Origin of the sequence: Bradyrhizobium sp. (genome assembly GCF_052389815.1) — a bacterium.
Taxonomy (GTDB): Bacteria; Pseudomonadota; Alphaproteobacteria; order Rhizobiales; family Xanthobacteraceae; genus Bradyrhizobium.
Genome location: NZ_JBQTHN010000177.1, coordinates 1 through 9,991 on the forward strand (window position 1 = coordinate 1; position 9,991 = coordinate 9,991).

The 9,991-nt window shown below is 63.1% G+C and carries 12 protein-coding genes; 8 read left to right on the plus strand and 4 right to left on the minus strand.

The window, feature by feature from the left end:
- Positions 1–219: 219 nt before the first annotated feature.
- The 4 genes from ACT4OC_RS25815 to ACT4OC_RS25830 all read left to right on the plus strand — a co-directional run bounded on the left by ACT4OC_RS25815 (position 220) and on the right by ACT4OC_RS25830 (position 2,145).
- Complete coding sequence (locus tag ACT4OC_RS25815) at positions 220–354, plus strand: hypothetical protein (protein WP_444841873.1); 135 nt, start codon at positions 220–222, stop codon at positions 352–354.
- 172 nt (positions 355–526) lie between these two features.
- A complete protein-coding gene (locus ACT4OC_RS25820) occupies positions 527–790 on the plus strand; it encodes a DUF1488 domain-containing protein (RefSeq protein WP_444841874.1) in 264 nt (87 codons plus the stop codon).
- 239 nt (positions 791–1,029) lie between these two features.
- On the plus strand, positions 1,030–1,239 hold the full coding sequence (locus tag ACT4OC_RS25825) for a hypothetical protein (protein WP_444841875.1): 210 nt from the start codon (positions 1,030–1,032) through the stop codon (positions 1,237–1,239).
- A gap of 675 nt (positions 1,240–1,914) precedes the next feature.
- Positions 1,915–2,145, plus strand: coding sequence for a hypothetical protein (locus ACT4OC_RS25830; RefSeq protein ID WP_444841876.1), 231 nt, complete (start codon positions 1,915–1,917; stop codon positions 2,143–2,145).
- Between the two features lie 88 nt (positions 2,146–2,233).
- Here the strand turns inward: ACT4OC_RS25830 and ACT4OC_RS25835 are convergent, their stop codons facing one another.
- Positions 2,234–3,037, minus strand: coding sequence for an N-formylglutamate amidohydrolase (locus tag ACT4OC_RS25835; RefSeq protein WP_444841884.1), 804 nt, complete (start codon positions 3,035–3,037; stop codon positions 2,234–2,236).
- 190 nt (positions 3,038–3,227) lie between these two features.
- Between ACT4OC_RS25835 and ACT4OC_RS25840 the strand changes: the two genes are divergently transcribed.
- Entirely contained in the window at positions 3,228–4,046 is an 819-nt protein-coding gene (locus tag ACT4OC_RS25840; RefSeq protein WP_444841877.1) for a transglutaminase-like domain-containing protein, read from the plus strand.
- 124 nt (positions 4,047–4,170) lie between these two features.
- On the plus strand, positions 4,171–4,587 hold the full coding sequence (locus ACT4OC_RS25845; protein WP_444841878.1) for a gamma-glutamylcyclotransferase family protein: 417 nt from the start codon (positions 4,171–4,173) through the stop codon (positions 4,585–4,587).
- A gap of 80 nt (positions 4,588–4,667) precedes the next feature.
- On the opposite strand, the gene ACT4OC_RS25850 is transcribed toward ACT4OC_RS25845, so the two are convergent.
- Genes ACT4OC_RS25850 through ACT4OC_RS25860 form a run of 3 tightly spaced genes read right to left on the minus strand, consistent with a single transcriptional unit; the run spans position 4,668 to position 5,710 of the window.
- Positions 4,668–5,222, minus strand: coding sequence for a chlorite dismutase family protein (locus ACT4OC_RS25850; RefSeq protein ID WP_444841879.1), 555 nt, complete (start codon positions 5,220–5,222; stop codon positions 4,668–4,670).
- A gap of 31 nt (positions 5,223–5,253) precedes the next feature.
- Positions 5,254–5,571 carry a BrnA antitoxin family protein gene (locus tag ACT4OC_RS25855; protein ID WP_444841880.1) on the minus strand — a complete coding sequence of 106 codons (318 nt, stop codon included), beginning with the start codon at positions 5,569–5,571 and terminating at the stop codon, positions 5,254–5,256.
- Positions 5,513–5,710, minus strand: coding sequence for a BrnT family toxin (locus ACT4OC_RS25860; RefSeq protein ID WP_444841881.1), 198 nt, complete (start codon positions 5,708–5,710; stop codon positions 5,513–5,515). Before ACT4OC_RS25860 ends, ACT4OC_RS25855 begins: the two co-directional genes overlap by 59 nt.
- A gap of 299 nt (positions 5,711–6,009) precedes the next feature.
- Between ACT4OC_RS25860 and dnaG the strand changes: the two genes are divergently transcribed.
- Entirely contained in the window at positions 6,010–8,007 is a 1,998-nt protein-coding gene (gene dnaG / locus ACT4OC_RS25865; RefSeq protein ID WP_444841882.1) for a DNA primase, read from the plus strand.
- Positions 8,008–8,334: 327 nt separating this feature from the next.
- On the plus strand, positions 8,335–9,991 hold a 1,657-nt coding region (gene rpoD, locus ACT4OC_RS25870; protein ID WP_444841883.1), incomplete at its 3' end, for an RNA polymerase sigma factor RpoD.

Sequence of the window (9,991 nt, forward strand, 5' to 3'; positions counted from 1 at the left end):
GATTGGATCGTGCCGCCGGTGATCATCCCGCTGTTCCCTGTACTTGTCATAGTGGCAGCAGCCTTGCGCGGATAGGACGACGCGGATGCAACACGTAAGGCGGAAGTGATCCGCAGCTTTGCGAGTACGTGTCGTCGACGTGTGTTGGAAGCAAGCCGCCTTCCGGGCTGAATGAGTCTGCTGGCTGCTTGTGTCATCGCCACACCAGAGGAGATCGAGATGGCCAAAGGCCAGCAAAGGGGCAATCGTGAGCCGAAGAAGCCCAAGAAGGCAAAGATCAGGGTAATTGCCGCCGCGCCCAGCCAGAAGGCCGCTGCATGGCAACCAACCCTTTCTTCCGACAGAAAGCGCTAGCCGTAACGGTCATAGAACTGCGTCAGAGCGAACGCATGGCGGCCCGTCCCGGTGCGAAGCGACGGCCGTGTGCCGTCTCGGCGCCCGACAGAATTGGATTTCGTGGTGAATCGGTGAATCGTCGGCTGCCGAAACGAGGGAGATATCCCTTACGCGAGGTTCGAGACCTACAATGCCACTGATCTTTCCAAACCTCAGCCGAAGCTTCGACGCGACTCGGGATGCAGTACGCTTCTGGGGCTACGACAGTGCCCTGGAATGTTCGTTCTTTGTCACCCGGGATGCGCTCAAGCGCCTCGTCCCCAATTTGCTGCCCGACGAAACCGCTCTTCTAACGGCCTTCGATATGAATCGAGAGGTAATCTGCTGGACCGCCACCAGACTCTATTCACGGGGCCTGAAAGGATCCTACGAGCTTGATGCGTCGAACTTCTAGGAAAACAGGGCGAGAGGCGCTGGCGCGCTGCATTGGACGCAACAGAACAAGCTAGCCATTCAAGAATGCAACGTGCATGAAAATTCCAGCATTGTTTGCAGGGCGAGTCGCGGACCCGTCTTCTTCAGGGGATCGCTGTTGGCGCCGTCGCGACCGTGACGATCGGCTTCATGTGGGGCGGTTGGGTCACGGGGGAGAGCGCCAGAATCATGAGAGCCGCGGCTGAGAGCAGTGGCCGGATGTTCATTCTTGTGCCCCTCTGCGTCACCCAGTTCTCAGCCTCGGACGGGGCGATAGCAAGGTTCAAGACGACCAGCGTCTATTCCAAGGAAAGTCTCGTCAGCGAGGTTGTAAGAAATGTGGCCTCCACGAGCATGGACTACTCGCTGGCCAGGGCTTGCGTGAGCGCCATCGATCTCGAGCTCGCCAAGGCAGCGACGAAGAGCTGAGTAGAAGCTTCGAGCCGGTTGCGGCGAGGATGGGCCCGTGACGTCCGTGCCCCGCACGCGGCAAGACCGGCGGCTCGAAGGATTCATCTTTCTGGGCTCTTTTCAGATCGACGCGCAACTGAATTGTGCATCGGCGGGAACGCCGTCCGTTATTTCGCCTTTCCAGGCTGGGAGTCGACGAAAGTTTCCCACGCGTTGCCGCAGGCCGAGCACTGCCAATGGTTGGTAATCTTCCCGCCCGGCAAATGAGTTGATCTGGAGGGCGCGGTGACGACATGGCCGCAGGTGTTGCAGGTGTCCGTTCCCTGCGGGGGCGAGCGACGAGTCTGATCGCCGTTTATTCGCGTGGCCCACCGACGTTCAAACCGACGGTGAAAATGCAAGGGATAGATGAGAGCGCTCACGGCTGTACTCCGGCTGTTCGGCGGGAGCACCAACGTCTCTCTGTCACCGGTGCCGATGGCAGAGGCCGAGTGATAGGCGAATATATGGTGCGCCGAATTGAAATAGATAGCCCTCCATCGCCGAGCGCCTGTTTCGGCATTTCGGATGGTCCGGATCGGCTAGATTGAAGTGCAACTCTGCGGCGCCAATGACACGGCGTAGCCTTCCGCTTGACTTTCAAATGCTCGGCGTGCACTCGTGGCCGATTGGATGCTCTTGGAGGGGCTGAGCATGGGTATCCGAATCTCGCCCAAAGCCGACACTGGCAGGAACCAGAGCGTCACCTTCGTTCTGGCGATCGGTTCGGCGCGGCAGATCTGCCGGCTGAAGACGACCTTCGACACTCAAAATCAGGCGCTCAGCTATCTGCAAAGGCATCGGACTGCGCTTGAGCTTGCAGCTCGGGCGCGCTTTGCACGGGGCGAGATCGAAGACGGCATTGTCGAATTGAAGATGCTGTAGAGCAGCCATTGCGGTCATCAGGATTGCAAGGCCGTGCGGCGTGGCCATTTCGGTTTGGATCGATGGTCGATCTCCTGGCTGTCGGCGTTCAGATCACCATCTCCTTCCGCAGCGTCTCCTCGATCTCCTTCAGAATGCGCGCGAGCCGCTCCGCCCATTGCTTCTGGCCTGACTGGTCGCCGATCAGATCCTGCCTGATTTCAATGCCGGTGTTGATCAGCCCACGTTTCTCGCCGTGCACGGGGATGGTGTAGTCGGTCGTGTCGCTGACCGCATAGGGCTCGTTGTCGCCGACCACGAGATCGCCCTCGGCGCGCAGGTGCTGCAGCATCAGGGGCGGCAGCGTGCGGTCGCGGTGATAGAGCGTGCCGATGTGCCAGGGCCGCGCGATGCCGGCATAGACGGGCGTGAAGCTGTGCAGCGCTATCAGTACCGTCGGCTGGCCGCGCTGCAGCCGCGCGTCGATGATCTCGCCGATGCGGCGGTGATAGGGAGCGAAGATCTCGTGCCGGCGGATCTCCGCTTCTTCCGGTGCGAGGTTCTCATTGCCTGGAATGGTCGTGGCCTCGCTGAGGACGGGTATCGAGCTTGCGCCATCGGGCGGGCGGTTGCAGTCGATCACCAGCCGCGAATAGCGCTGCGCGATCAGATGCGCGTTCATGCGGCGTGCGAGTTGCTCGGCGACGCCGGCAATACCGATGTCCCAGGCGATGTGACGGACGAGCTCGTGTTCGGGCACGCCGAGATCGCCGAGGGCGCGCGGAATGATCCGGCCATAGTGATCGCAGGCGAAGAGGAAGGGCGAAGCGGTAGCCTGGTTGAATTCGAGCACCGGGGGAAGATCGGCCCCGGTCAGGAGGTGTGGCGTGTCGCCCGCGTCACTCAATGCGATTTTCCTCGATTGCTGCCCATCGAATCGGCAGTGCGGTCCGGAAATGAGCGATGTCTCAATAAATGCGCGGGCACAATATCGTTACGCCGCTGCGGCGGGAACCGGTGAACCGATGCGCGCGTTGAAAAGACCAACACTAATGTGCCTCTTGTGAGGGGGCGCGCGGTCGTCAACTGCGGAATTTTTGGGCATGGAGATCAGGGTCGGCTTCGAGATTTCCTACGCGGCGGCGCAGCCGACGCCGATGGTGATCATGCTCTCGATCCACCCCTCGCGCCATTCCGACATCCTCGGCGCCGAGCGCATCGTCGCCGATCCGGACGTGCCGATCGGATTCTATCGCGACAGCTTCGGCAATATCTGCGGCCGCCTGGTCGCGCCCGCCGGCGGCATCAGGCTGCTCGGCGATGCGCTGGTGCGCGATTCCGGATTGCCCGACGTCGTGATGCCGACCGCGCAGCAATTGCCGATCGAGCAATTGCCGGACGACGTCCTGCTCTATCTGATGCCGAGCCGCTATTGCGAGACCGACAGGCTCACCGATATCGCCTGGTCGCTATTCGCTGCAACGCCGCCGGGATGGCCGCGCGTGCAGGCGATCGTCGATTTCGTGCATCGTCACGTCGCCTTCGGCTATCAGCACGCCCACCACATGAAGTCGGCGCACGACGTCTACGAGCAGCGCACCGGCGTCTGCCGCGATTTCGCGCATCTGGCGCTGACGTTTTGCCGCTGCATGGGCATCCCGGCGCGCTACTGCACCGGCTATCTCGGCGACATCGGCGTGCCGCCGGAGCCGGAAGCGATGGATTTCTCCGGCTGGTTCGAGGTCTACCTCTCCGGCCAGTGGTACACCTTCGATGCCCGCCACAACATGCCGCGCATCGGCCGCATCCTGATGGCAACCGGCCGCGACGCCGCCGACGTCGCGCTCACCACGAGTTTCGGGCGCATGACGCTGACGAAGTTCGTGGTCGTCACGGACGAGGTGGTGATGGCCCAGGCCTGACCGTCATTGCGAGCCAACGGGTCGCGCGAACGCGCGCCCGATGACAGGCTTCGCGAAGCAATCCATGCTGCGGCATCGGGATAGATGGATTGCTTCGCTGCGCTCGCAATGACATAGAGACCGCATGATCTCCGACCGTCTCTTCGTCTACGGCACTTTGATGTGCGGCTTCGACCATCCGATGGCGCGGCTGCTCTCGGCCCATGCCGATTTCATCGGCGAGGCGCACTGTCGCGGCCGGCTCTATCTCGTCAAGCACTATCCCGGCCTCGTGCTATCAGACGATCCCGCCGACATCGTCCACGGCGAGCTCTACCGCCTGCGCGAGCGCGAGGCGATGCTGCGCGAGTTCGACATGTACGAGGCCTGCGGCGAGGGCTTTCCGCACCCGACGGAGTATTTGCGGCAGATGCTTTCCGTCACGCTCGAAGACGGCAGCGCGAGCGAGGCGTGGACTTATGTCTACAACTGGCCGGTGGCAGAACTGCCGCGCATCGAGTCGGGGAGGTTTTTGGATGAGGCCCGTCATGGCCGGGCTTGACCCGGCCATCCACGTCCTTGTCGAGACAAGCAAGGAAGAGCGTGGATGCCCGGGACAAGCCCGGGCATGACGCCGGAAGGTCACTCCGCCAATCTCAGCCGCACGTCCACCTCGCGCTCGATAAACGTCCATTCCTCGGTGGCGCGCAGCAAGGCGACCAGCTCCTCGAACGCCGTCGCATGCTCCGGCGCATATTCGAACCAGGCGATGAAGTCGAAGGGCTCGCCGAGATCGCGGCAGTGGTAGAGCTGGCGCGCGATCTGCGGCAAATATTTCAGGCTGGCGGAAATGTGTTGCGATTTCGCCTCGAAAATCTCGCGCCGCTCGTCCTGGCTGAGCGCCCACCACGCCGCCGATTTTCTGATCGGGATCAGCGCCGCAAAAATCGCCTCCTTGCGCCCGAGCGGCGCCTGCTTCTCCGCCAGCTGCGCCTGCTCCGCCTTTTCGACATAGCGGACATGACCGGCCACGCCCGCCAGCCGCCAGGAGGTCACCGACGGCAGCAGCGGCAGCGCGATGGAAGCGCCCTGCGTGATCGCAAGCGCCGGCATCGCCGGCAGCCCTTCGCCCCGCACCGCCGAATTCAGCGTGATCCGCCAGGCCCCGCTCTGTCCGCCTCGAAAGGTCGTGAACATGGGGCTATCCAAGCGTGGAACCTGCGTCCCATCAAGCCCGCTTTTTCGGCTTGGTCTTCTGCTGCATGTAGGAGCGCAGCACCGCGTTGATCCGCCGCTGATAGCCGCCGCCTTCCTTCTTGAAGAAGTCGAGCACATCCTCGTCCACGCGGATCGAGATCGCCTTCTTCCGTGCAGGCATCACGAGAACGGCGTCCGACCAGTCGATGTCCTTGAATTCCGCCCAGTCGGGATCGTCGGCGATGGCGGCTTCGATCTCCGCATCGGTCATGGCATCGAAATGCGCCCAGTCAGTCTTTCCCTTGCGCCGGTCGCCCCATCGACGCGTTACGATGCGCTCTTTCTTCATCTGGTCGTGGATGGCGTGCCGAGATAATCCTGATCAGGTCGTTGCGGCGGGTGAAGATTACCGTGACGATACGATCATGGGACTTTCCGATCGCGATCCATCTCTCCTCGTTGTTGCGGTTCGACCCTCGGACAATCACCGGCCCGTATAGGATTTCGCTGGCCTCTTCGAAGGAAATTCTGTGTTGGCCAGGTTGGCGTTGCTCTTGTCCTCATCCCACTCAAATCCGGCCGGGGTGAGAAATTCGAGCTCAAGGCCGGGCATTCAAACACCTCGAAGAATGTATATACAATTGTATTTCCAGCGTCAAATGCCCCTGAGTATTTTGTGAGCGGGCGCCACCTGTGAATAGCCCGGAAAAGCCGGATATTTTTCGTATTGTCCTTTCGCTCCCCTATATCCCTTATCGGTTGGCACGGACTCACCGAAATTCTACTCATGCGCTTCACGCCCCAGTTCCTCGACGAGGTCAAAGCCCGGCTTCCGGTTTCGGAAGTCGTGGGCAGGCGCGTCAAATTGAAGAAGGCGGGTAAGGAGTGGAAGGGGCTGTCGCCGTTCCAGCAGGAGAAAACGCCGTCCTTCTTCGTCAACGACCAGAAGCAGGCCTGGTTTGATTTCTCCTCCGGACTGAACGGCAACATCTTCGACTTCGTGATGAAGACCGAGGGCGTCTCGTTTCCGGAAGCGGTGGAGCGGCTGGCGTCCATGGCGGGCGTGGCGCTGCCGGCGGTGACGCCGGATGCGGAGCGGGTCGAGCAGCGGCGCAAGACGCTGTACGACGTGATGGAGTGTGCGGCGAAATTCTTCCAGGACACGCTGGCCTCGCGAAATGGCGCGAAGGCGCGCGGCTATCTCGCTGACCGCTCCCTGTCGCCGGCGACGCAATTGCAGTTTCGCTTGGGCTATGCGCCGGCCGAACGCTTTGCGCTGAAGGAGCATCTCGGCGGACAGGGCATTCCCGTCGCCGACATGGTGGAGGCGGGGCTGCTGGTTGCCGGCGACGAGATTCCGGTGCCCTACGATCGCTTCCGCGACCGCGTCACGTTCCCGATTCTCGACCTGCGCGGCCGCGTCATCGCCTTCGGCGGGCGGGCGCTGGAGAAGGATGCGCAGCCGAAATATCTCAATTCGCCGGAGACGCCGCTCTTCCACAAGGGCGACAATCTCTACAACCACGGCCCGGCCCGGCAGGCCGCGCACAACGGCGCTCAGCTGATCGTGGTCGAGGGCTATGTCGACGTCATCGCGCTGGTCGCGGCGGGCTTTCCCGCCGCGGTCGCCCCGCTCGGCACGGCGCTGACCGAAAACCAGCTCGCGCTGCTTTGGCGCGTCGCCGACGAGCCGATCCTGTGCTTCGACGGCGACCGCGCCGGCCAGAAGGCGGCGTACCGCGCCGCCGATCTCGCGTTGCCGCAGCTCAAGCCGGGCAAGAGTTTGCGCGTCGCGCTGCTGCCGGAAGGGCAGGATCCCGACGATCTCGCGCGCTCCGGCGGCCGCGGCGCGATCGAGGACGTGCTTTCCGCCGCCCGGCCGCTTGCCGACATGATCTGGTCGCGCGAGATCGAGGGCGGCAGCTTTGCCACGCCCGAGCGGCGCGCGGCGCTGGAAGCGCGCATCAACGAGCTCGCAAGCAGCATCCGCGACGAGGTCGTGCGCCGCTACTATCGCGAGGATTTGCTGCAGCGGTTGCAGCGCGCCTTTGCGCCGGAAGGCGGCCGGGGCGGCTATGGCAGGGGCAATTTCAGCCGCGCCGGCCGCGAATCACCCCGCGGCTATGCTCCCCGCGGCAACGTCATGCGCGGCCGTTTTCCGCCGAGGGGCGGGCAGGGGGCAGGCCCGGCGCTGCCGCCCGGTCCCTATCAGGCGGCGAGCCCCCAGCTGGCGGGAAGCCCGATCATGCGCGGGCAGCGCTCGGCGATCTCCCGCCGCGAGGCCCTGATTCTGCTGACCTTGGTCAATCACCCCTGGCTGCTGCACGACCATCTGGAGGAGGTCGCCGCCCTCGAGCTGGCGCACCCGGAAGGCATCAAGCTGCGCGCCGGCATCATGGCGGCATTCGCCAACGACCACCACCATTCCCCGGAGCCCGCCGAGCAGGCCGAAAAGATGCGGGCCGACCTCGAGGCGCGCGGATTAACCCCTATACTTCAACGGGTTGAGCGGGCAATCACCACCGCGGCAGTATGGGGGGCCAAGGCCGGCGCCGCCCGCGAGGACGTTCTTTCGACCTGGCGGCAACTCGTTACCTTGCATCAGAAAACCCACGCCCTACTTAGGGAAATGAAAGACGCTGAGCAGGCGCTGGCCGAGGATGGCAGCGAATCCCATCTGGCCTGGCTGAAGGACATCCAGGCCCGGATGGCCGAAGCCGACGGCACCGAGGCTCTGATCGAGGGTTTTGGGGAACTGTCCGGGCGGTTCCAGCGCAGCGTCTAGTTACCAAGGCTCGAAAATAATGCGGGACGGCCCATGCCGGCCCCATTAAAAGACTCGCCAAACCCATGGTTTGGCTGCAAAAACAGGCTTAAGCGAAACTTAACAGCCGCAGCTTAAGTGCTGCATCGGGATTTCCGACGTGATCCGGGGTGGCGATACAAGCGCCGCCCTTTTGCGCGTCGGGGCATGACACAGTGAGAAGCGGGTTCCGATTTTCGCGTGAGTCATTTGCATAGGTTAGAGGGGGACGAAATCGGTCCCTCGAGTGTTGGTCGGTAGCGGGTGTGCGTGTGCGCACCGCGGGAAAGCGCGTTTCGGGAGCAATGAATGGCCACGAAGGCAAAGACGCTGCAGGTTAAGGACAAGGAAAAGGACGACAAGGCAGCGGACGCCCCCGAGAAGGACGCGGCCGACGCACCCTCCCCCTTGCTCGACCTGTCGGACGCTGCCGTCAAGAAGATGATCAAGCAGGCCAAGAAGCGCGGCTTCGTGACCTTCGATCAGCTCAACGCCGTGCTGCCCTCGGATTCCACCTCGCCCGAGCAGATCGAGGACATCATGTCGATGCTCTCGGACATGGGCATCAACGTCACCGAAGCCGACGACGAGGGCGAAGAAGAGGACAAGGATAGCGGCGACGACGATACCGACAACGAGCTCGTCGAGGTGACGCAGAAGGCCGTCACCGAGGTCAAGAAGTCCGAGCCCGGCGAGCGCACCGACGATCCCGTGCGGATGTATCTGCGCGAAATGGGCACGGTCGAGCTGCTGTCGCGCGAAGGCGAAATCGCCATCGCCAAGCGCATCGAGGCCGGCCGCGAGGCGATGATCGCAGGCCTCTGCGAAAGCCCGCTGACCTTCCAGGCCATCATCATCTGGCGCGACGAGCTCAACGAAGGCAAGATCTTCCTCCGCGACATCATCGATCTCGAAGCGACCTACGCCGGCCCCGATGCCAAGGGCGGCCTCAATCCGCAGGTCGTCGGCCCCGACGGCCAGCCGATCACGGGCGTGGCTGCCGGCGCCAATGGCGAGGCCGCCGCGGCGCCCGCCCATGTCGCCCCGCCCGCAGCTCCTCCCTCGGCGACGCCGTTCCGCGCGCCCGGAGCCGAGGCCGAAGGCGAGGAAAAGGATCCCGGCGAGGCCGCAGCCGAAGCCGACATGGACGACGACGAGTTCGAGAACCAGATGTCGCTCGCCGCCATCGAGGCCGAGCTCAAGCCGAAGGTGGTCGAGACCTTCGACAAGATCGCAAGCGAGTACAAGAAGCTGCGCCGGCTGCAGGAAATTGACATCTCTAACCAGTTGCAAAGCGAGAAACTGTCACCGCATCAGGACCGCAAGTACAAGAAGCTGAAGGACGAGATCATCGTCGAGGTGAAGTCGCTGCGCCTCAACCAGGCCCGCATCGACTCTCTCGTCGAGCAGCTCTACGACATCAACAAGCGCCTCGTCTCCTTCGAGGGCCGCCTGCTTCGCCTCGGCGACAGCCACGGCGTGGCGCGCGAGGATTTTCTGCGCAACTACCAGGGCTCCGAGCTCGATCCGCGCTGGCTCAACCGCGTCTCCAAACTCTCGGCCAAGGGCTGGAAGAACTTCGTCCATCACGAGAAGGACCGCATCAAGGAGCTGCGCCACGACATCCAGCAGCTCGCGGCGCTCACCGGCCTCGAGATCGGCGAATTCCGCAAGATCGTGCACGGCGTGCAGAAGGGCGAGCGCGAGGCGCGCCAGGCCAAGAAGGAAATGGTCGAGGCGAACCTCCGCCTCGTCATCTCCATCGCCAAGAAGTACACCAACCGCGGCCTGCAGTTCCTCGACCTGATCCAGGAAGGCAACATCGGCCTGATGAAGGCGGTCGACAAGTTCGAGTACCGCCGCGGCTACAAGTTCTCGACCTACGCCACCTGGTGGATCCGGCAGGCGATCACCCGCTCAATCGCCGACCAGGCGAGAACCATCCGCATCCCCGTGCACATGATCG